Source organism: Terriglobales bacterium (assembly GCA_035567895.1).
Classification (GTDB): Bacteria; Acidobacteriota; Terriglobia; order Terriglobales; family Acidobacteriaceae; genus Gp1-AA112.
The window spans coordinates 94526-115909 of record DATMPC010000091.1; the positions used below are offsets into that span (position 1 = coordinate 94526).

Below are 21384 nucleotides of genomic sequence, written 5' to 3' on the forward strand. Positions count from 1 at the left end.
CCTGCACTGATGCGCCCAACGCATGCCGCATCGGGGACGAAATGGACTTCTGGAGCGCACGAGCGGTAATGTTATGAATGCTAGGAGTCTCTGAGAAGGAGCCTGAGGAGAATGTCTTCGTTTTCTCGTCGTGATTTTCTGAACGGCGCCATCGCTGCCGCTGCATTGGCGGCGCTTACCAAGCCTGCTATGGCGGCTTTTGAGCCGCTTTACCCGCCGATGGACTTGTCCTACTTTGATACTCCAGTGTCGGCGGCGCCCGCAGACATAAAGTTTGGATACGCCTCGATCACGTGGGGCGGCAACGACCGTCAGGCAATCGAGGATGTCTCAGCCCTTGGCTTCCCCGGAATTCAGTTGCGTTCTGACGTTCTAAAGGAATTCCCAAATCCGACCGACTTGCGCGATCTGCTGCAGCAACACCATCTGACAATGGTGGCGCTGTCCAGCGGCACTGTGAGCGTCGAATCCTCAGAAAACGAGGAGATCGCAAAACATACCGCAAATGCGAAGTACGCCCATGATGCGGGCAGCCTGTACCTGCAGGTTATCGACGCAAAGCCGAAACGCGCCGTTACCGCCAGCGATTACAAGGCTCTGGGTCGTCGAATTACTGAGATTGGAAAGCGTTCGGCTGACTTAGGTGTGAAGCTTGGCTATCACAACCACATGGAGACCATCGGCCAGAGTCCAGAAGAAGTGGATCGCGTTCTAGATGCTAGCGATCCACGTTACGTGAAGCTGGAGCTCGATATCGCTCACTACTTACAAGGTGGAGGCGATCCGGTAAAGGCGATTCACAAGTATCGCGACCGGCTTCTGTTCATGCACATAAAGGACGTCGAGAGTATTCCGAAAGAGCAATCGTCGCGCGGAAGAGACTTCCGGTTCGTCGAACTGGGACGCGGACGCGTCGATGTGCCGGCCACCTTCAAAGCACTTCACGAGATCGGCTTTAGGGGCTGGGCAGTTGTGGAACTCGATGTAGTTCCTGATCCCTCGCGCTCACCAAAGGACGCAGCATTGATCAGCAAGAACTATCTTCACGACCGGCTGGGGTTCGCGATATGAGCTCCCAATTTCGAGTCGCTGTCATCAACGATGAAATCGGCCAGGACTTCGGGCATGCAGTAGACGTAGCCTCTCGTGAGTTTGGCATGCAATGGATCGAACTGAGAGGGATGTGGAACAAGAACATCCTGAAGCTGGATTCGAAAGAGATCGACGAAGCCCGCCAGTTGCTGGAGCGCGCCAAAATGCGCGTGACTGATATTGCGAGTCCGGTCTTCAAGGTAGATTGGCCCGGGGCACCGCTATCCAAGGCTGCGGAAAAGCGCGACACCTTCAGCGCCGATTACACGTTCAAGCAGCAAGACGAATTGCTGGATCGCTCGTTCGAGCTGGCCAAGGCGTTCAACACCGATCGTGTTCGGATTTTCGACTTCTGGCGGCTAGATGACCAGACTCCCTATCGCGCCGCGATCGACGACAAGATGCGCGAAGCCGCCGACAAGGCTGCGAAGAAGAACATCATTCTGATTCTTGAAAATGAGTACGCCTGCAACACCGCAACGGGAGCCGAGGCCGCGCGCCTGCTCTCCGCAGTGAAGTCGCCCAACTTCATGGTCAACTGGGATCCTGGCAACGCCGCCATGCGTGGCGAGAACGCCTATCCGGACGGCTATGACACGCTGCCGAAAGATCGCATCGGCCACGTACATTGCAAGGACATTCAGAAAAAGGCAGCCGGCAATGGACAAGAATGGGCTGCTATGGGAAAGGGCACCATCGATTGGGTCGGACAGTTCCGCGCGCTCAAGCAGCAGGGCTACAAGTACGCCACCAGCCTCGAAACTCATTGGCGTGGCGCCGGCACGCCGGAGGAATCGACTCGTCAGAGCTGGTCAGGCATGAAGGAAGAACTGCAAAAGGCTGGGGCGCTTTCATAGCCAAATGCTGCATGTAGGATTCATCGGCGGCGGCAACATCACAGACACTCACATTCGCGCAGCTCTGGCCATTCCAGGGCTGCGCATTGCTGCCGTGGTCGGAACAAATCGCGGCCGGGTGAGAGCACTCGCGGAGAAATACGGCATCGGAGACTACGATGATCTGCGGCAATTTCTTTCGCATCGACCTTTGGACCTGGTAATTATCGGCAGCCCTTCCGGAGTTCACGCGGCTGAGGGAATCGCAGCCTGTGCAGACGGGAAGCACATCCTGGTGGAGAAACCAATCGACATTACCACTGAGCGGGCTGACGATCTGATCTCGGCAGCCAGGCGATCTGGAGTCAAGCTCGGCGTCATCTTTCAGGACCGCCTGAAACCTGACATTCTTCGGCTGCGCGATTGGATTCGATCCGGCAAGCTTGGCCGCATCCTTCTGGTTGAGGCTTCCGTGAAGTGGTACCGTCCACCGGAGTATTACAGTAATTCAAAATGGCGCGGCACCTTGCGCCTCGATGGCGGCGGAGCACTGATGAATCAGGGCATCCACACGGTCGATTTGCTTCTGTATCTTCTCGGCGACATCAATCGCGTGCAAGCCGTTACCAAAACCGCGCTTCACAAAATCGAATCTGAGGATACCTGCGTGGCGACGCTTGAGTTCGAGGATGGAGCGGTTGGAGTGTTGCAATCAACTACAGCTGCCTTTCCCGGGTATGCGCGCAAGGTTGAGGTCACCGGTTCTGAAGGAACTGTGTGTCTTGAGCAGGATCGGATTACGAGAATTGATCTGAAAACTCCTCTAAAAGACGGATTGCAGACCGAACCGGCAGATCAAAATGCCAGTGCGAACTCACCAGTCGTGAGCGATGTTCGCGGACATCAGCGCATCCTTGAGGACTTTGTAAAGAGTATCGAAACAGGAACCGCCGCGGTTTGTAGCGGCGACGAAGGACGACGAAGTCTTGCCGTAGTTGAGGCAATCTATCGTTCGGCACGCCTTCATGACGCAGTGGCGTGCTGATCACAAGAGCTACCAACAGGAGAAGGTCACAAGGGAGGACAACGTGTCAGAGAAATCAATCGCAAGACGTGACTTCATAAAACAGGCCGCTCTAGGAACTGCGGCATTGATGGTTTATCCACCGCGTGTGCTCGGAGCAAACGACCGTGTACGAATCGGGATGATCGGTGTCGGTGGACGCGGCAGCGAGTTGCTGAAACAAATTGTCGCTGTACCGAATGTTGACCTGGTTGCAATGGCCGACGTCTATCCTCGCCGCTTCACCGAAGCGAGGGCCGTGGTTCCGAATATCCAGACCTACGACGATCATCGCCGCCTGCTCGACCAGAAAGACATCGATGGCGTGATTGTTGCCAGCCCTCTGCATATTCACGCTCGACATTTTCAGGACACGATTGCCGCCGGCAAAGATTTGTATTCGGAAAAAACGATGACCTGGTCGATTCCCGAAGCCGAGGACTGCTTGAAGGCGGCGAAGAATTCGGACCGTGTGGTGCAGATCGGTCTTCAGCACGAGAGTGATGGCTCACTCGCGGACACGAAGAAGTGGATTAAAGACGGCGTTGTCGGCAAGGTAACAATGGTCGAGTCGTGGATGAGCCGCAACAGTCCGCATGGGAAAGGACAGTGGGTGCGACCCATTCCTGCTGACTGTACGGCCGCAAATGTGAAGTGGGATGCCTTCCTCAACGGCCGCCCTTCACAGCCATTCGACGCGAACAAATTTATCAACTGGCGATTGTTCTGGCAGTTCTCCGGCGGAAATGTGACGGAGAACCTGATTCACCAGATTGCATGGATCATGACGGCACTTGATCTACAGATTCCAACTGCTGCCTACATGACGGGCGGTGTCTTCTCAGAGAAGGACGGACGCGAAGTTCCCGACACGATCGCGATCACCTTCGACTTCCCACAAGACATCGTCGTGAACTGGCAGTCCACCTTTAGCAACAGCCGCTACGGACTTGGCGAGCACCTTCTCGGTAGCGATGGAACGATTGAGCACGTTGCCGGCGAACAGAACATGGTCACGGGCAAATCAGAGTCCGCGACGCGCTACTTCCCCGAGAAGGCCAACCGCAAGAATGGCGCAGCGCTTACCGGCAATACACCCGACCAGAACCACATGCAGAACTGGGTCGATTGCATTCGGTCGCGCAAGCAGCCGAATGCCTCCGTGGACATTGGCTATGTTTCTGCGGTCGCCGGCCACATGGCCAACCTCTCCTATCGTCGCAAGGCACGCATCACCTGGGAGGAGGCAAAAGCGATCCAGCCCGAGGTGTAACGAGTTTGTAACTAACTGACGGCGGCTCCTCAAATCCCATTTCGGAGCCGCCGTTTTCGCATGTTATCCTAGATAAGAGTAGTTGCTTCTGACCTCGTTCTAGAGCCCTACCTCAGCAAGTTCCCGAAATAAGGCAAATTGCACCCAAATGATTTCTGTTTGCAACGTAAGCATGCGCTACGGCGCCAAAATACTGTTCGACGACGTCTCCACAACCTTTACAGCGGGCCGGCGATACGGCCTTACTGGGCCGAACGGCTCTGGTAAGTCCACGTTCATGAAGATTCTCACCGGAGAACTTGATGCGCAAAAAGGCAATGTAGTTCGTCCACGCAAGCTTGGCGTGCTAAGCCAGGATCAGTTCGCATTCGATGCCTATCGAGTGATCGACACGGTGATCATGGGCAATCGTCGACTGTGGCAGGCGATCGAGGAGCGCGATCGCATCTTCGCCAAGCCGGAAATCACGGATGAAGACGGCATGCGCCTGGGCGAACTCGAAGGCATCGTGGCCGAAGAAGATGGCTACACCGCCGAGAGCGATGCAGCGATCCTGCTCGATGGCCTCGATATTCCTGAGCCGCTGCACGATCAGAAGATGAGCAATCTTCAGGGTGGACAGAAAGTCCGGGTTCTCTTGGCCCAGGCTCTCTATGGACATCCTCAAGCTTTATTGCTCGACGAGCCCACCAACCACCTCGATCTCGACTCGATCCACTGGCTGCAGGACTTCCTGATTCGGTACGAGGGCGCTGTAATCGTCATCTCACACGATCGCCACTTCCTCAACAGCGTGTGCACGCATGTCGCCGACATCGATTACGAAACCATCATCAGCTATACCGGCGGCTACGACGACATGGTGATGGCCAAGACTCAGGTTCGCTCGCAGATCGAGGCTGACAACGCTCAACGTGAAAAGAAGATTGCCCAATTGAATCAATTCATCGCCCGCTTCTCTGCCGGCACGCGATCGAGCCAGGTAATGTCGCGCAAGAAAGAAGTTGAGCGTCTGCAGACAACCGAGCTTGCCAAGTCCAACATTCAGCGTCCCTACATAAAGTTCACAATGAATCGGCCTTCCGGGCGACACGCCCTCGAGTTTAAGGATCTGTCGAAGAGCTACGGCGATAACACAGTAATCAGTGGATTTAGTGCCTCGATCGGACGCGGAGAAAAGATCGCACTGATCGGACGCAACGGCGCGGGCAAAACCACCTTGATTCGTTCGCTTCTCGGGAGCGCACCGACTATCAGCTCCGAAGGCCTGAGCATCGACTCCGGCGAAATCAAGTGGGGCCACGAGGTGCAGATCGGCTACTTCGCTCAGGATCACCGCCAGTCAATCGCAGATGGATTCACCACGCTGGACTGGCTCCGTCAGTTCGATGCCAAGGCGTCAACCGAAGAGCTGCGTGGACTCCTCGGTCAAATGCTCTTTCAGCGAGACGAGGCTCTGAAGCCGGTGGAGGCCCTTTCCGGCGGAGAGGCGGCGCGACTTCTCTTCTGCAAGCTCATGCTGGAAAAGCCCAATGTGCTGGTGCTCGACGAACCCACGAACCACCTCGACCTGGAATCGATCAACGCGCTGAATATCGCCCTTCAGCGATATGAAGGAACTGTCTTCCTGGTCACTCACGATCACGACTTGATCGAGGAAGTGGCAACCCGCATTTGGCATTTCGATCACGGAAAAATTGAGGATTTCAAAGGAACGTACGACGACTACAGCGCGAATGTAATGGTCTGACATGCCGGGGGAATCGAAAACGATTGCTTTAGCGACTGCAATATTTGACAGGCCCAAATCCCGCATCGGAACGGCAACATCGTTCTATGACCAAAGCCATCAGGGTGCTGCAGGTGTTGACGTTGCTCAGCGTTGCCTCATCGCTGCAGGCGCAAGGAGGATTTGAGCTGACTCCGACGGTGGGCTACCGCTTCGGCGGAAGCATTGACTTGACAAATCCTGCTCTCAACCCAGTTTTCAAATCACTCCATTTTGAAAGCAATCCCAGTTACGGAGTAGCACTAAACCATTCGGTGCACGACAACGTCCGTGTGGAGTTTCAATGGAGCCGCCAGGACACTCATATTGATGGGCGGTCGCGCGCGAACAACAGCAATACTCGGCTTTTTGGCGCCTATCTGGATCAATACCATTTCAATTTCATGTTTCACGCTGCAGAAATGGGAAACCATCCTCAACTGTTCTTTGTTGGCGGGCTTGGCTTTAGCACCTTTGAGCCGAGAGCTCACCTCGACACCAAGACACAGTTCTCTTTTGAAGTAGGCGGTGGGGTCAAGTACTTCTTCTTTCCTCACCTGGGACTACGGCTCGAGGCGAAGTGGACACCGACTTATGTGAAATCAAGCGAAGAATTGTTCTGTAATGGATTCAATGAGTGCTACGCCGTGTCTAACCACGAGTATGCGCAACAGGGAGAAGTCAGCTCCGGCATCATCATTCGCTTCTGATTCCCTCGCCGGCGAACTACTGAATATGACGACGAAACAATACGCAAATTCGCGGGAAGCTGTCTAGGAAGGCTCAAGAGTGAGGCGCCAGCTATGGACTTCAATGCCAGATTTCGCGCACACGCTGTAATCGACGCTCCTGTTTGCGCTGCGCATTCTGCAGTACTAAGGAGATAACTAATAGCATCCCAGCGGCTCCGAGAATCACGCCGCACCAAACCCCCGAAATGAAACCGGTACCATCCACCATACCTGCGCGACTCCCACCGCGTTGGCCAGAGAATCACAGAACTTCGTTACGTTTTGATTACTTCGTAATTGGGCGCTTTTGCGAGCAAACGATATCAGTCTCCTACGAATGCACAACTGTCAGGGTTAGCAGGAGGAGTATCGGACTGTGTAGTCTGGGGCTGTCCGTTTGACGTTACAGGAAGATCAGCCGCTCAACAGACTGGCCGAGGACGTGCCCTCCTCGACCGAGTTTGTGCTAGAGGTCGACTCATCGCCTGGATAGGCTCTAACAGACAGTACGCAAGGCTGGCTTACATAAGCATTTTGAGAAGCCGCTTTAGCACAGTCTCATATCCCAATGAAGCCAGCAGGACCGGTAGAAAAGGAATAACAGACCAAATTGCTAATCGGCTAAGGCTGCTTATCTTCAATGGGAAGGGATGCATCTGCTCTACATTGGCAACGACCGAGTAGAGGTCGATGGTTGCGGAAAAGTCTTTCGCTTCCAGCGCGTTCCCCTCTTTGTTCGTCAGCCACTTCTCTTCAAATCTTCGGCCAACCGCGCTCGCCAAGGCGCCATACTCGAATATCCCGCGGCGTTTGGCGTCTACAAGCGTTGTGAAAAACACGCATACGGGAGCAGCACAAATCGCGATCACCAGTGCAATGGTAAGAACCGGAATCAGTTGATAGTTGGGGAGCGCATAGTGTTCATGCAACACACGGTTCGCTACCCCTCCGGCGATGATCGTGCCGATAGCAAAGCTGAATGGGATGTATTTGCGATCACTGGTCCTAAGAAAACCGAGGCCAGCTACTTTGTCGGGGTGCGCGGGAACAATCCGTAAATTCATTCGCGCCACGGCGCCTAAGAACACTCCCCAGAGCAATTGCTGCCAAAGCCATCGCAGCAAGAAATACATCGTGATCGGAAGGCTCACCAGCACGTACCAGGAACCCGCAGGAGAAAGGCTTTTAATTCCGCCACTGCCGTGACACCAAGGCAAGAAGGAGTCTGGCTCAATGTATGGCAATGTGAGAACGGCAATCAGACACGCAAAGGCAAAGAGGCTGGTCTGGGCGAGGCCGGAATTACCCCAGCGCTGAAATCTGGCAAGCGCATACTCAAACCGCAGGCGATCCTCCTCTGTGATCAATTTCTCCTCAAGAAAACGGTTTGCAATCAGCTCGAGTCTTTTGATCAGTGCCGGCTCTGCAATGATCAGAACCGCGATGACCAGGAGCAAGCGTGATTGAGCTGCGTAGTCGAGCAAAAATCCCCGCAGTACCTCGGAACCCTGCAACGCAGAAAGGACCACAACGGGAAGCCAGGCGACGGCACTTGCCCCGATCGCGATCAGGATCGACCGGCGGGAACTCTGTTGCAGCATGGCAAGCCGTCGCGCATGCTTAACCGGTTCCTGGCGGGAAACTGCGATTCCGGGCATGCTCCACCATCGTGCGAGCCCCGAAATGCTCCCGTCATTCCCCGCACGCTCTCTACAGACGTTGTTGCAATGTTCGATCTTCCTCGGGGCTATCGGCAAAGCAAACTGTTAAAGGTGACAGGTAGGTAGTGCGACTTCGGACCAGCGTCAAGCATTCGATCAGCCTAAGAACCCCTCGTTTACGCACCTCGCGACTCGTGAGCAGCGCTGCCACAGTTGACAGTTCCCAACTTCCATCACTTTCGGGAAACTCGTTACCGTGAGCAGCAGCGTAAGGGCGCTCTCGGATCGAAGTCTCAATCTCAAGGAGTACTCATGAAAGCCACGAGCATTGCCGGCCTCTTTATCCTTTTCTTGCTGGCCCCAGCATACGGTCAAAGTGCGACAAAGAATCACGACCTCGCCTCGCCTGCTGCTGTGGTGCGGATCAAGGCACTGCAGAATCAGGTAGAGAGGCAGCAGATTGAGATCGAGGCACTACGTCTACATTTGGGCAAGTTGCAGCAGGACTTTCAAGACTTGGCAGACATGATCGCCAATCGAAACGCCGAATCCGATGACGACGATTCGGCGGACGATGACGTCACTTTTTTGCGTGTGCATAGCCGATCCCAGAAACCAATTCGGCACAAAACGAAGACAGCACGCCGGGCGATCGCGGTGGACAGACGAGATGCGTTCTGATAGCTACTATAGCTACTATCGCCACATCCATTCAGCATTAGCGAATTCCGTTCCGAAAATGTTCTGCGAATTTGGAGAGTGTTGAACTTTGAGCAGGCAAATCCGGATGCAATAGTCCCCGTTTCGGATCCGCAGATTGCTTAGGCTTTGGCCTTGGAGCCAAAGCCGTTGCCCGACAGTGACAACGAAGGAGAAATGAAAGTGCGGCCCGCAAGCACTTCTTCGATTGCCGCTACCAGATCGGAGCTAATCCGAGGCTTGGTCACGTAAGCGCGGGCACCGTAATGGAACACCGCCGTGACGTAATCGGGATCTTCCTGAACGGTTAAGAAGACGACCTTAGTCGGCGAACGCTGCTCCTGGAGGCGCTGCATCACGCGAATGCCATCGAGCACAGGCATTCCGATATCGATGACGAGTACATCCGGACGCGTCGATTCTATTCCCTCGAGTGCGGCCTTCCCATTTTGAGCCTGGCCCACCAGCTCAAACCTTCCGTTCAGGAGTGCGCAAACCCGATCCAAAATTGCCCGATGATCATCGGCCAGGAAGATTCTTGCTTTTCCATTCGAGCTTGGCTTCACGTGCGGCTACCTCCGACCAATGACAAACCGTGTGCCACGTCGGGGCTTGCGATCTCGCGGCCAACTGCCGCGATTAACCGCCGTCAAGAAGCAGAGTGACACCCTCTTTGCTGCACCGGATCTTGTCGCGTAGAGTGCTCCATTTTTGGGAAGCGTGGGGATGTAAAAAGCGGGTCGGCTGATCGGCCGGAGGAGATCTCCTTCACCGACTCCAGAATCGAATTATCCTGCTCGGAATCGTCTGTGTAAAGAAGGTTCTCACGAACCGGTGAGATTATCGTCTGCCAACCTGGGCCGATTGGCAGCCCTTCACTCCGGACCTTGTTCGTAACCACTAGTCGGTTACCAGTGGCGGGGAGCCATCTCTCAACTTCGGAGTGTGTAATTTGCCGAGAAGCGGAACGCAAAGGGGATCGCGGGATAGCAAGCGCTGAAATGGACAAACACCTGCAGGTTCGAAGCGCCTGGAGGAAGCACTGGCGGAGAGAGTGGGATTCGAAACCGCCTTAGAACGTACATTCAAGCACTTGCAGAGCACGGACAGCAACAAAAGTGCATGAAAGTATATGGAAAACCAGCTAACTGATTTGTAAGTGATTTGTGGAATGTAGCGTGGGAAGTCCACCCAAGCTGATTCTACTGCTCTTCCCAGTCTCCGCCTGCTCAGCTCAATCCAATGTGTTACTCCGATGAAGTTTGTGGCGTACCTTGTCGATGTCGAGCAGCCCACTGCCAGCGCAGTCGTTCTTCGATGAATGGGTGCCGATTCGCAGCGTAGGGATTTAACTCAAGCAGGTGTTGAATTCTATATCTGACTGGGTTCATGCTCCCATTGTCCTGACCGAGCGCCAGTTCATGATTCAGTGCGGTCGCTATGATGTCGCCAGCAAGCGCGGGGAAGAAATTGACCACATCTGACATGGTGGTTAATTCCCACTGCGCGACCGTGTTGCCGTACATCTCGGAAAGTTTGTCTTGAAGAGGGTGTTCATCGTCATAGAAGGCATTGAGAACCTTTGTCCCGGCGTGCTCCAGTGTGCTTCGGATGAACGTGAACTCGTCACGCTTGAAGCTGGTTCCTTCTTCAAGGTCAAGGTAAACGACTGAATGCTGCTTTTCTCGAACAGCCTTCCAGAGCCTCATGAACGCGTCGAGCTTGTTGGCTTCCGAAGCCCCGATGATGCGCGGGAAGTTCAGGTCGATGAAAACTTCAGGCTCTGTGTGCCTGTCGTCGTAGCGGTCGCCGAGAGCCTTTCTGTATCGCAGAATACGGAGATACTGAAGCTCGATTAGTCGTGGCTGTCGGTATGGGCCATGCCCAATGAGATAGAAAGCGACTCCTACATCTTTCGTCGTGTCTGGTTCAGTCATGCAGTGTGTGACAGGAGCTTGCGTTCAAGTTCCTCAGTGCTGTGGGCCGATGCAATTTCTTTGACCCTTTTCAGGAACGGCTTCACGGCGAATTTTCCATGACGGTTTATCGGCAATTCAGCAGCAGCAACCACAATAGCTGCGTGAATCTCTTCGCCTTTACACCATTCCTGCATCTTCGGGTGGTGCAGAATCTCGGCAATGGCCCAGATACGGATTTGAATTGAAAACGCCTTAGCCTTGTCATCGTGGTAGTGCTTGTTCACAGCAAGCAATGCACGATTTTGAGGGCTGTCAGCGAAACGAATCTCAGTAACGCTTCCATCTGTATCACCCAACATTATCGGTTTCGCTGATGGACTCGGCGTCGGCATGTTGTGCGTTGCAGCGGCTTGACCGAGTTGTAGAGCGAACAGCAATTCTTCGGCAGCAACGGGGTTGGCGTTTTCAAATCGAAGCGGGAAAATCGAGTCGGTCGTTTGCGACATACCTGCAATCATCACTCTTTTGTGCGGTCGATGTTAAGCAGTTTTCAATTGTGAATTTCAGCGTTGTTCTGTGGATTTCTCGGCTCACCGTCTTTGTCGAACTGAACAACGCGCATTTCCGCTCTCGCCTTAGACTGCACGTGCAGACAGGTGCCATCCGTGAAACGAAGCTCAAGGTCAACACACTCGTTCACGTCAATCACTTCCAGTTCCGCGATGGTTTTTCCTGCCACGCCTTCGATTAGCTGCCTCACGATTCTCCCTTTCGGCGTAGCTGGGAAGCTACACGCCGTTGACTGTTATGCCGACCACTGCTGCCTTGGCCCGATGAAAAGGATTGATGTACTCAAAATTCTGATTCGGTGTGTGATAGCCCAACTTGGGAATCAAATGTTCATTCACGGAAGCGGCCCACTTCTGTAGGTCACGCGTGAAAGCGTTGAACCCTTCGCGGAATTGTTCAAGGGCATCAAGGAAGCTGTCGCTGTATTGTTGTTTGCTCGCGTTAATAATCTTCTGCGCTGGTTGTATTTCAGTGCGGCTGAAGTTATTCACCAACGACGTGAACTCCGCAGCACGATTCGAGAATATCTGCTCCGATGTCGATGGCGTCTTCAGCTCCAAGTCCAAGAAGTGTGCCCAGTTCTCCGCGTACTCATTGCCGAGAATCGGAGCAAGGGTCGCAATGTCTTCTGCGAGTGCCGACCGCAGGATGTTGCGAAGCGAGCGAATGTCGTGATTGGCGACGAACACTCGGAAAGTCGAAAGCAACTCTCTAAGTTCCTGCTCTTTGGCCGCGACGAATTCAGCATCGGCGCGCTCTGCTGCGCGAGTCCGACGCCAATTTCGAAACCGTCTCCAAGCGAACGGCGCAATCGAAGCAAGCCCAGCAGCCAATACGCCTGCAAAGAGTAGTCTGGCGACGATGGGATGTTGTTTCAGTTGGGCTATGTTACCTATACCCCAAGCGAGCAGCGCGCTGAGCACAGCGGCGACAATTGCCGATGCCCATGTGTGGAACACCGGGGCCTTGCTCGACTTTGGTTCTTCGGGTTCTTCACCGGGGAAGCGAACGATTAAAGGGTCGCTTTCGGGCGTCGGGTAGCGGTTTTCGAAGCGTTTCATTTGGCACCTACCGCTACAACGATAGCATTGCCGTGCAAGCCTTTATGGTGGATTTCTCGCACCAAACAGAAACCGCGTGACACACACAACCTGTGTTTCATTTCGGAACCTATGCTTTTGGTAATCTTGCCCTGCCCACCGCATCGAGATACTCTGCCACCAGCAATCAAAACCAAAGCGGCCCTAACGCTCCTACAAGACGCCAGCCTTTTCAGGCCCGAAACAACGAGCACTTTCAAACACTTACAAATCCGCGAGAGACTGCCAAGTGCTTGCAAGTACGTATAGGCCGGATGATTTGCTGACTGGAATTGCTGACTGAGATTTCTGCAACGTTTGTAGCTGCTTGAATCGTCTAATAGCCATGTACCAGCTACGATTTCCCAAATTCGCTTTGAAGATTGGTGACGAACTAAAGATGCTAGTCGGTGCCGTCACTCACGTCATGACCGTGGTCGCACTCTTGGGTGGTGGCGACTACCTTGTGCTCGACGCTCCCAAGAATGGCACAGCTTGCTTTAAGCGTCTCAGTGAACTGCTGGCGAGCGGACAGACCATAAGACTCGGTCGGCGTGGCCATGATGGGTGGCAGGAACAACAGGCCGTTTGGCAGCGCGCTAATGAAGTGCTCGGAAGCCCGAATCTTCTGCTGCGCTGGAACTGCGAACATATCTCGTCGTATGTTCGTACGGGAAAGGCAGAGAGTCCGCAGCTCAGAGGATTCTTCGCAGTTGTAATAGGCACAGCAGCGTTGTTTGCAATTGCTAATTAGGCGCGTTTACGCTGACGCTGCCCTGCGCTTCTCGTCAATCGCGGTCGGCTCTCTTCGCGTGACTGTAAACCTGCGCAGCAAGCGACGAATACCATACACCACGGCGAACAGCAGTAACGTTCCACCGACTCCATAACTGGCACCGTGCAGAAATCCTTCATCATGTGCGGCAGACTTTTGCTTCGCTGCTTCCACGATTTGTGTCTGCTGTTCCTGCTGTGAATCACTTAATTGCTTCTGTAACGCCTGAACCTGCTGGTCGCGTTGGTGCTGTAGGTCGGCAATCTGCTGTTGCAGCGATTGCACCTGCTGATTGTTGGCTGCGGCTGCCTGTTGAGCAGCAGCGGCTGCTTCTTGAGCTGCCTGTTGCCTCCCAATGACTAGCGCATTGTGAGTAACCACCGACTGCCGATACGAGAGAGACTGTTGGTACTGGGCACGAAGTTGGTCGCAAGTACCACCGTTGATAATAGAAACACAGTGCGGCTCTTGCGGCATTGGCGGCACTGGGAGTACTTGTTCTGTGCTAGTAGCAGCTTGCTGCATAGTTTCCCCCTTCGCGAGCAGGTGGCGCAACAGCGTAGTGCGGACTTCACGGCCTGTCAATGGCTTTCTTAGTGCGAAAACTCTCGCGTTCTCCGCTCTTGATTAGTTCCCAAAAAAGAATATAGTTTGCGTGCTCACCGGAGTTGAGTATGCGTGTAATCGCCTTGAAATCTCTCGCGACGTTCCTCGTCGTCTCGACATCGACTCTGTGTTACGCCCAGTGCCAGTGGACGCAACAATTGATGACGGCGATTCAGCGACGCTATTCCACAAATGAAGAAGCGTGCAAGGCACTGCTCGCACCGACAGACCAGTTTCACGCTGCTCACGCCATCATGGAGACGCAATTCTTGAGCGGCCAGCCGATGGTGCAAGCTCCTAATTACGAGAACTGGCTTCAGCAATATTCTTCGCGGTTCTTTGCTTTGGTAGGCCACGCAGATGAGAGCGAAGCCATACATTTCAAGAGAAGCACAGAGCCGAACGCTTTTGCCACCGGGCAAAACGTCACACTGCACACGGGCATTATGCAGTGGTACATCGACCCGCTTAAAGAGCTTCAAGCTGTAGGTATGAACCCTCGGCAGGCCAACCAATATCTCGCATCAATTGCGGACTACAATCCGGGTCGGAATGGTCTAATCGCGGTCTTTGCTCACGAGACTGCACACAATGTGCTCGGTCATCCTGATTATCGCCCTCTGGCACAAGCCTGCAATGACTACATCAACTCTGGTATCCGACAAATCAACGATTATCAGCAGTCCGTGGCGACCGGAAGAAAGTCTCGAATGGGGAATTTCTTCAGGAGTCTAGCAGCCGTATCCTCGGGCACCTTGCTAGCCAAACAGGAACAGCAACAAAAGGAGTCGGACGCGGACGAGCTTGGTGCTTGGTTGACATGGAAAACGACTGGCGACCCTTTTCTAATGGCAAAGTCGCTGCGTTGGCTTTCGCTTTATCCGGGCATTCTGCCGAATTCACGTGGAGCGGCAGTTTCCGAAGTGCTGTGTTCAGACCATCCCGGCATGTTGGCGAGAGTTTCCCATGCTTCCTCTGTTGCAACTTCATTTCAATCAACCGGAGTGCCGCGTGCGACTCTAATGCAATTGCCGCAGGACGCAGTTCGTGCTCGCTTTATCAAATTCAAAGACTGGTATCCAGCGCGGGTCGCGTACATAGAACGTCTGGCGAATGGCAACCTTTCTCCAGCCGAACGTGCGAAATCAATGTTTGTTGAGCTTGAGGCCAAGCCATCAGATGCCAACTTGCTAATCGATGGTAAGTCATTGTCGGTTCACAAGATTCGCACTCAACTGGCTCTGGGACCGCACGTTATCGCTGCCGAGTCTCGCGGCATTGTGAGGGAACAGGAGATAGTCGTTTTGGAAGGCGGTCCCAACAAGTTCAAGGTTGAGGCTAAGTAATCGTCATGAGACTCGGTGAAACCGCGTGACACACACACACAACTTGTGTTTCACGTCTGCACTGTTCCATTCCCATTATGGGACACTTCGGTAACTCCTAAGCATATTTCTGCATTGCGACGCTGTGCCCGTCGCGCTAATCTGCCACTAGCAATACAAAACCAAAGGGAACTAAGGGAACTAATCAAATGTCAGCGACCGCATTTCCGACAGCGGGAAGTATCGAGCAAACCAACGTCATCGCGTTTCCAATCCAATGCTCCTGCCCTGCGTGCGGCAGGGTATGCAGTGAAGACGACCTGAACGAATGCAACAGATGTGAAGAGAAGTTCTGCGCTCGCACTGGTTGCTCGATGTCGTGCCGCTGTACCCGCTTCGTCAAAGACTTCGTCATACCGGAAATGCAACGCCTGCAACCGTCGCTGTGGCGTCGTGTGCTCGACTATGTGAGGCACGTATAATGACAGCCCGCCACTTGTCGAAGGAGAACCCCAGCGTGAAGCAGCCGTTCGGAAAACCGGACACACCCGTCATCAGTCGCAGTGAGTGCGCGGCGACCTTGCAACTCGTCGGGGTGATGTTGCAAAACGTCGTCACCCGTGGTGACTTGCCAGAACCCATCCTTGAACAGGTGCATGAGTTCGAGCAGTACATCGAATCCCTGAAGCTGCGTTCGACCGATAGAGACTCTGAACGGGTGTACGCGGCCATCGGCACCGGACTGCTGCCCAGCTTTCCCGAAGCCGACCCAGCCGATGCGGGTGAGTCGCTGATGAAGCTCATATCACTCGGAGCGAAGAAGCAACCGCAACGCGCAGCCTGAGCAAGCCCCCGTGTACACGCGACCTTCACCGACTCAGGCGCACGCACGTGTGCAACTCAAAATTTCTGCATGATTTATGCAGAAAAGGCAACTCTATTTAAGGCGTCGCTCGATTTCGGTGACACTTCGGGTCGTCCGATGCGTCGGCGACGCCGTGGCGCGGCTGCAATGCGCGAGAACGGGGGTTACTCGCTCCGCGTACCCGTACGTGGAGTTAGCTGCCATGATTCGCAGCGGCTAACGAAGTGGCGTGTACACGGGCACCTGCTGCCAAACCCAAGCCTCTACGTTGATTTCACTTGACAAATTCCCAAAACGGGAGTCTACTATTAGTAGGTCGAATTAGCGAACGCATCCGTCAGTGGCGGGTGCGTTTCGTATTTTGGGGACATTGCCAAACCTAAGCAGGTTGGCATAGGCAAGAACGACGGGGTGCAGTATTTGACGAATCTCACTGCAATTTCTGCCTGATTCACGCGGTGCAATATTTGAAAGAAAAATGCCCATGCCATTGCACCCCAACGTCGATTATCCCCAGTATTGACGCGGGTTCCAGAACCAATGCATTCATTGCACCATAGGTAGCAGTAATGCATGTACCCATGATGTGTACCTAGTTGTGAAAAGGAGTCGGTTACAGCCCAGCTTATGCCTAGCAAGTTACTGCCATCGACCCTGTGGCCATACACAGCCACAGTTGCAGTACCAGCCTGCATTTTTGTTGATGGCACCCTGATTCTGTCTGCTTCCGAGCTAGCAGTCTACCTGCACCTGTGTCGCTTAGCGTCTACACCGCGTTCACAGTGCATGTTCGCGGCACCAGTGGCAGAAGTGAGCGCAACAACTGGCTACTGCGAGCGACAGGTGAAGTACGCACTGAAGGGACTACGCGAAAAGCGGTTCATCGAACACCTTGAAGACGACCAGAGAGCGGAGCGCGGAAGGTTCGAGTCTTGGTGGTATGCGATGCGTGACCCGGAAACAGGTGAAAGCCTCTGCCCAACGATGGGGAACAGGAGAAAGCACATCAACCTGAGAACTGTACTACATCGTTCTAAGCGGCCTTGGTTCTGTGTCCCAGAATGGGCAATCAGCAATTTGCTGCCGACGCTTAATGGAGCGGTGCTCTCGTTCTACGTTGCAACCCTGCAACTGGCCACGGTAGCACGCAATGACTCAATAACGGTGCCAGTGACTGAACTACGACGGTTGAGCGCGCTGTCACACAACACGTTCACGAGAGTAGTCGAGCAGTTAGGACAGCAAGACATCGGCCCCGGTATGCTGTGCGAACTCATGCGCTCAGGTCGAAGCATCACCGTGGAGCTTCGCGACCCTGAGACGGGTTATCCGCTTGACTGGGAACCGTGGGCAGAAACAATCACGCAACAGCGGGCAGAACGCGGGTTCCGACCATATCCGCCTGAAGTGCTGCTCGACTTTGCCACGAGAGTATTACGTCGCGATATTGTCCCAGCGGCGAACGAAGAGTTTGCGACGCGCTGCCCATTCTGCGGAAACACGAAGCGTCGCCGACCGAACCTGAACCTGAACGTCACCAAAGGCGTCGCTGGGCTGTTCTACTGCCACGACTGCTACCGTGGCGGCACGCTGGTGCAGCTTGCGATGCAGCACCTGAACATTACGAAGTTCGAAGCATTGAAACTGGTAGCTAAATCAGCACAGGAGATTCGAAGGAATGAGCAAATCGTCGAAGGCAGGGTATTTCATGGGCAAAGCAGTGCGCCAGCGGGCTGCGTTGAATCGACAGCGCGTGTTGACGGCCTTGGAGCGTGAGGAACAGCAGCGGGAACGGGAACTGAGAATACTTTCGACAACAATCAAGGAGAAGCATGGGCAAGAAGAAGGTAATTGATGAGAGCAGGTCTTTATGGGAACAGTCCGACGACACGCTAGAGCGTTGGCCTACGCACATCATTAGCATCGACGGTGAGGAAGAGGACGATGGGGATGTCATGCTGCCGCATGAACAGAAGCACTACGAACGCTTGCTCGCTCAAGGGAAGAAGAAAGAAGCCACTGCTTATTACCAATCAGTTCAGAAGGCCATTACACAAGAGCAGGAACATCTGCAACGTGAGCTTAAGGCTCAGTCGAGCCAAGAGCTAGAACGCGAGCGGCAGGAAGCAGAGGCAGCATCCCTGCGGCTGAAGGCTATCACCGCGCAGAAGCGCAAAGCGAAAGACGAGAAGTGGGAAAAGAAGCAAACAAAGCTCAAGGCACGACCCAAGGTGTCGCACCGCAAGGTAGTAAAACCCGTTGTCATAGCATCGGGGGTCGATGCTGACGGCATTCGTCGCACCAAGCTCGCGCCTGTACCTGAGCAGAAGAAGCGGAAGGTGCGAATGCTGGAATACCACATTGAGGAATTGGTATTGGATGGAACCCCTTGACAAGGTTGTTCCCCCACATAATGGGTGTAGAGAAAGAACCGTGCAGACCTTTGAGCGACTCAGCGTGTTGACAAATCCGTTCCCCCGCACAATGGAGTTGTAGAGGGAAATTGGGCTCGCGACGGTTCACGTCGCTCAACGACCTAGCAACACAAACATTGAAGTGACCAACGGCACCCGGCCCCGACACCGTGCCATGCTGCCCGGTTGGTCCCAGCGGCGTTGAGCTTCGCTCCGTCGCGTCCCGCCGTTCCTCGTGCTAGGACGGCGGGAAGTTTAACGTTGCGCGATGCTGCCGTGGTCGAAGACCCCACATAGAGCACGCGCACTGCCGCGCTTGGTGGTGGGCATCCGGCGCGGCAAAGTTTGCAGCGCACAGATGTGCGCTAGTTTTGCGGAGCTTTGCTGGCTTCGCTCTGGGGTGCATCTGTGGCTTCTCACGAGCCTTCATGCCGGATGCACCCAACCTTTATCTCAGAATGGAACACGAATGAATAAGACTGCTAACCACCAACACAGGTTCGTAAAGTTTATTTCACTGCGTGGCGATGGCGATATGTCGCTCGGCTTCGAATGTGGCACGAGCGCGAAACAGGTGATGCCAGACGCCAACGACCAACGCATCGTCACTGCGACGTGTTGCAACTGTGGTCACACCGTGACGTTTGACGCTGGACGGTTCCGGTGGCGACTGTGGTTGCTGCCGAAGCGACCTTTCACCGTAGCACCCAAGCGAAGACCGCTGTTCCTATCGGAATGGGACGCACAATCGAGTACAGACCAGAGCAGTAACAATCAAATTTCAGAATAGGAAGAGAGGAAAAACACAACAAATGAAACTAGAAGCAGCTATACGCGAGGTTCTACGAATCAGGCGACGTTCCATCGTGCAGTTCAGCGTCGCGCGCAAACCGGACGATTCCGTTGCCCTTATATTGGTCGCCGATGGGAGCGAGTTCCACTTCCCCATCAAGGGCAATCGCATTGAGGATTGCAGTGGCAATGTGTACGGCAAGGCCGATGAGTGGCAGAAGGTTGACTTTGACGCGGCCTGCGAGAGGAACAACGCTAAATACAATACCGCTCCGGTGAAGACCCGCAAAGCAAGCTAGCTCTGCGAGTACCACGCAGCAGCATCAGGGATTCGGCAGTCTCGGCACTCTTCCAATCCACCCGACAATCACCGCGAACATAACCAAGGCGGATACCCAAAATACCGGGCTAACGGCTGTCGAATAAAAATTCCACCAGAACATTGAACTCCCAGAGGTCTTCGTGGACGACACTTGGGAGAAAGTTCGGTAGAGGTACAGCCCCCAATACAGCGTGATTACTACAACCATCCCCAAGTAAATTCCGGGGTAGTGTTTCACCATGTTCATGTTCATGTTGTCTCCTGCTTGTCCTATTTTACGGCAGCTTGCAAGCAGCTTGGGTTTCCCAAAGCGGAACGCTGTAAGTCACTGAGCATCATTGGGATACCGGGGGGGAAGAGTATTAGGTTTAGTGGGTGACGTACCAGAAAGCCCACAGGAGCCATCCGAGACACAATAAACCATAGACTCGCATCCATCGTCGATTCACTGGCGTGTTCTCGGTTTCTTTTTCGTTGACGCCCTGACCCCATTCGCTGTATTGCCATCGTGTCTTGCGGTAGTTACATCTTTTTGCCCGAAGAGCCAAGCCCGGCGCAACTACACACAACGCTGACACAGCGAAGAAGGCACACCAGAACAACCAGCCAACTATCGACTTCATAAGGCACGCAGCTAAGGATTAGAGCATTGCGAATCCAGCTTGGGTTTGCCGATGAACCTGCTTGGGTTTCAGCAATGCCAAGCAGCTTGGGTTTCCCAAAGCGGAACCCTGTAAGTCACTGAGCATCATAGACATACTAGGGGGCCTTCGCATCTTCCCACGGCATGTTTCCGCGACCGTTGGGCAGCAATAAAGTTAGTCGTGCAACCACAAAAACTTTCTTATGCCAACCTGCTTGGGTTTGGTATAGCCAACCTGCTTGGGTAAATCCCAAGGAATTATTTCTTATGCCCAGTCAACTCACCGAAAGTGAAAAGAAGCTACGCGGAACTCAACAGAAGTGCCGCATCCGTGCCCCACGTCCCGTCGCCAAGATTGAGGCAGACATCCGGCAGGCGGAAGCCGTACTCGGTCTGATGCAGGTCAATCTGAATCTGTGCATGGAGTCCATAGAACGCGACGGATTGTTCGTTGTGCTCGGCGCGCTGGATTCCAATGGCCAGTTAAAGGAGACGAAGCGACTGAACCCAGCCTTCCGCATTCAGGCGCAGGCGGTCAGCGCGATTAGGTCGGTCCAGAAGCAGCTTACCCTGCTTGACGACGAACTCGCGGCAGCGACGGCCCAGACCCAAGACGAAGTGAACGGGTGGTCAGACTTCCAATGAAGAAAGCCCTCGACTTCGACAAGCAGACGCCTGTTTCGAGGTTGGGCTGGACGCCGAGCTTCGACGTGCCAGACCCGGCTGACGGATGGTCAACGAAACTCATCACCGACGACCCGACGTTGGTCGTGCGTGCCGTGCGTCGAACACGCGATGACAACGACAACGGTCGATGGAAGACCTACTACCTTCAGGTCGTCTCAAAGAAGGAATTGAAGCGGATGCGCGCAAGACTCAAGCGTGTCATCGAAAAGTCGAAGAAGGAAGAAATACGCAAGCTCGGCAGGAGAGTTTACTTCTGACCGTTTC

At 54.1% G+C, this 21384-nt stretch carries 22 protein-coding genes; 15 read left to right on the forward strand and 7 right to left on the reverse strand.

All coding sequences use genetic code 11. From position 1 onward, the window contains the following. The first annotated feature begins 111 nt into the window (after positions 1 to 111). From VNX88_19580 to VNX88_19605, 6 genes are all read left to right on the forward strand, one after another. The gene (locus VNX88_19580; protein HWY70879.1) at positions 112 to 1071 is read left to right on the forward strand and encodes a sugar phosphate isomerase/epimerase; all 960 of its coding nucleotides are present in this window, start codon (positions 112 to 114) and stop codon (positions 1069 to 1071) included. Next, positions 1068 to 1949, forward strand: a complete 882-nt coding sequence (locus tag VNX88_19585) for a sugar phosphate isomerase/epimerase family protein (GenBank protein HWY70880.1) — start codon at positions 1068 to 1070, stop codon at positions 1947 to 1949. The genes VNX88_19580 and VNX88_19585 overlap by 4 nt, the downstream gene beginning before the upstream one ends. A gap of 4 nt (positions 1950 to 1953) precedes the next feature. Beyond that, on the forward strand, positions 1954 to 2973 hold the full coding sequence (locus VNX88_19590) for a Gfo/Idh/MocA family oxidoreductase (GenBank protein ID HWY70881.1): 1020 nt from the start codon (positions 1954 to 1956) through the stop codon (positions 2971 to 2973). A 43-nt stretch (positions 2974 to 3016) separates the two neighbouring features. Continuing rightward, a complete protein-coding gene (locus VNX88_19595) occupies positions 3017 to 4264 on the forward strand; it encodes a Gfo/Idh/MocA family oxidoreductase (protein HWY70882.1) in 1248 nt (415 codons plus the stop codon). Positions 4265 to 4412: 148 nt separating this feature from the next. Then, the gene (locus VNX88_19600; GenBank protein ID HWY70883.1) at positions 4413 to 6014 is read left to right on the forward strand and encodes an ATP-binding cassette domain-containing protein; all 1602 of its coding nucleotides are present in this window, start codon (positions 4413 to 4415) and stop codon (positions 6012 to 6014) included. Positions 6015 to 6100: 86 nt separating this feature from the next. Continuing rightward, positions 6101 to 6742, forward strand: coding sequence for an outer membrane beta-barrel protein (locus VNX88_19605; protein HWY70884.1), 642 nt, complete (start codon positions 6101 to 6103; stop codon positions 6740 to 6742). 542 nt (positions 6743 to 7284) lie between these two features. On the opposite strand, the gene VNX88_19610 is transcribed toward VNX88_19605, so the two are convergent. Then, entirely contained in the window at positions 7285 to 8421 is a 1137-nt protein-coding gene (locus VNX88_19610; protein ID HWY70885.1) for a hypothetical protein, read from the reverse strand. A 315-nt stretch (positions 8422 to 8736) separates the two neighbouring features. Between VNX88_19610 and VNX88_19615 the strand changes: the two genes are divergently transcribed. Continuing rightward, a complete protein-coding gene (locus VNX88_19615; protein HWY70886.1) occupies positions 8737 to 9105 on the forward strand; it encodes a hypothetical protein in 369 nt (122 codons plus the stop codon). Between the two features lie 140 nt (positions 9106 to 9245). On the opposite strand, the gene VNX88_19620 is transcribed toward VNX88_19615, so the two are convergent. From VNX88_19620 to VNX88_19640, 5 genes are all read right to left on the reverse strand, one after another. After that, positions 9246 to 9689 (reverse strand): response regulator transcription factor, encoded by a 444-nt coding sequence (locus VNX88_19620; protein HWY70887.1) that lies wholly within the window; start codon positions 9687 to 9689, stop codon positions 9246 to 9248. Between the two features lie 681 nt (positions 9690 to 10370). Beyond that, the gene (locus VNX88_19625) at positions 10371 to 11060 is read right to left on the reverse strand and encodes a hypothetical protein (GenBank protein ID HWY70888.1); all 690 of its coding nucleotides are present in this window, start codon (positions 11058 to 11060) and stop codon (positions 10371 to 10373) included. Next, positions 11057 to 11548 carry a hypothetical protein gene (locus VNX88_19630; GenBank protein ID HWY70889.1) on the reverse strand — a complete coding sequence of 164 codons (492 nt, stop codon included), beginning with the start codon at positions 11546 to 11548 and terminating at the stop codon, positions 11057 to 11059. The genes VNX88_19625 and VNX88_19630 overlap by 4 nt, the downstream gene beginning before the upstream one ends. Positions 11549 to 11592: 44 nt before the next feature. Further along, positions 11593 to 11802: a hypothetical protein gene (locus tag VNX88_19635; GenBank protein ID HWY70890.1), complete on the reverse strand. Its 210-nt coding sequence runs from the start codon at positions 11800 to 11802 to the stop codon at positions 11593 to 11595. 28 nt (positions 11803 to 11830) lie between these two features. Beyond that, positions 11831 to 12673, reverse strand: a complete 843-nt coding sequence (locus VNX88_19640) for a hypothetical protein (protein ID HWY70891.1) — start codon at positions 12671 to 12673, stop codon at positions 11831 to 11833. A gap of 346 nt (positions 12674 to 13019) precedes the next feature. Between VNX88_19640 and VNX88_19645 the strand changes: the two genes are divergently transcribed. After that, the gene (locus VNX88_19645; GenBank protein HWY70892.1) at positions 13020 to 13445 is read left to right on the forward strand and encodes a hypothetical protein; all 426 of its coding nucleotides are present in this window, start codon (positions 13020 to 13022) and stop codon (positions 13443 to 13445) included. A 6-nt stretch (positions 13446 to 13451) separates the two neighbouring features. On the opposite strand, the gene VNX88_19650 is transcribed toward VNX88_19645, so the two are convergent. Further along, the gene (locus VNX88_19650; GenBank protein HWY70893.1) at positions 13452 to 14051 is read right to left on the reverse strand and encodes a hypothetical protein; all 600 of its coding nucleotides are present in this window, start codon (positions 14049 to 14051) and stop codon (positions 13452 to 13454) included. An 89-nt stretch (positions 14052 to 14140) separates the two neighbouring features. Between VNX88_19650 and VNX88_19655 the strand changes: the two genes are divergently transcribed. The 7 genes from VNX88_19655 to VNX88_19685 all read left to right on the forward strand — a co-directional run bounded on the left by VNX88_19655 (position 14141) and on the right by VNX88_19685 (position 21377). Then, positions 14141 to 15418 carry a M48 family metalloprotease gene (locus VNX88_19655; GenBank protein ID HWY70894.1) on the forward strand — a complete coding sequence of 426 codons (1278 nt, stop codon included), beginning with the start codon at positions 14141 to 14143 and terminating at the stop codon, positions 15416 to 15418. Positions 15419 to 15878: 460 nt separating this feature from the next. Beyond that, a complete protein-coding gene (locus tag VNX88_19660) occupies positions 15879 to 16241 on the forward strand; it encodes a hypothetical protein (protein ID HWY70895.1) in 363 nt (120 codons plus the stop codon). A gap of 831 nt (positions 16242 to 17072) precedes the next feature. Further along, a complete protein-coding gene (locus VNX88_19665) occupies positions 17073 to 18038 on the forward strand; it encodes a hypothetical protein (GenBank protein ID HWY70896.1) in 966 nt (321 codons plus the stop codon). A gap of 56 nt (positions 18039 to 18094) precedes the next feature. Then, positions 18095 to 18655, forward strand: a complete 561-nt coding sequence (locus tag VNX88_19670; protein ID HWY70897.1) for a hypothetical protein — start codon at positions 18095 to 18097, stop codon at positions 18653 to 18655. Between the two features lie 833 nt (positions 18656 to 19488). After that, on the forward strand, positions 19489 to 19767 hold the full coding sequence (locus tag VNX88_19675) for a hypothetical protein (protein HWY70898.1): 279 nt from the start codon (positions 19489 to 19491) through the stop codon (positions 19765 to 19767). 933 nt (positions 19768 to 20700) lie between these two features. Continuing rightward, a complete protein-coding gene (locus tag VNX88_19680; GenBank protein ID HWY70899.1) occupies positions 20701 to 21078 on the forward strand; it encodes a hypothetical protein in 378 nt (125 codons plus the stop codon). Next, positions 21075 to 21377 carry a hypothetical protein gene (locus tag VNX88_19685; protein ID HWY70900.1) on the forward strand — a complete coding sequence of 101 codons (303 nt, stop codon included), beginning with the start codon at positions 21075 to 21077 and terminating at the stop codon, positions 21375 to 21377. The genes VNX88_19680 and VNX88_19685 overlap by 4 nt, the downstream gene beginning before the upstream one ends. The last annotated feature ends 7 nt before the right edge of the window (positions 21378 to 21384 follow it).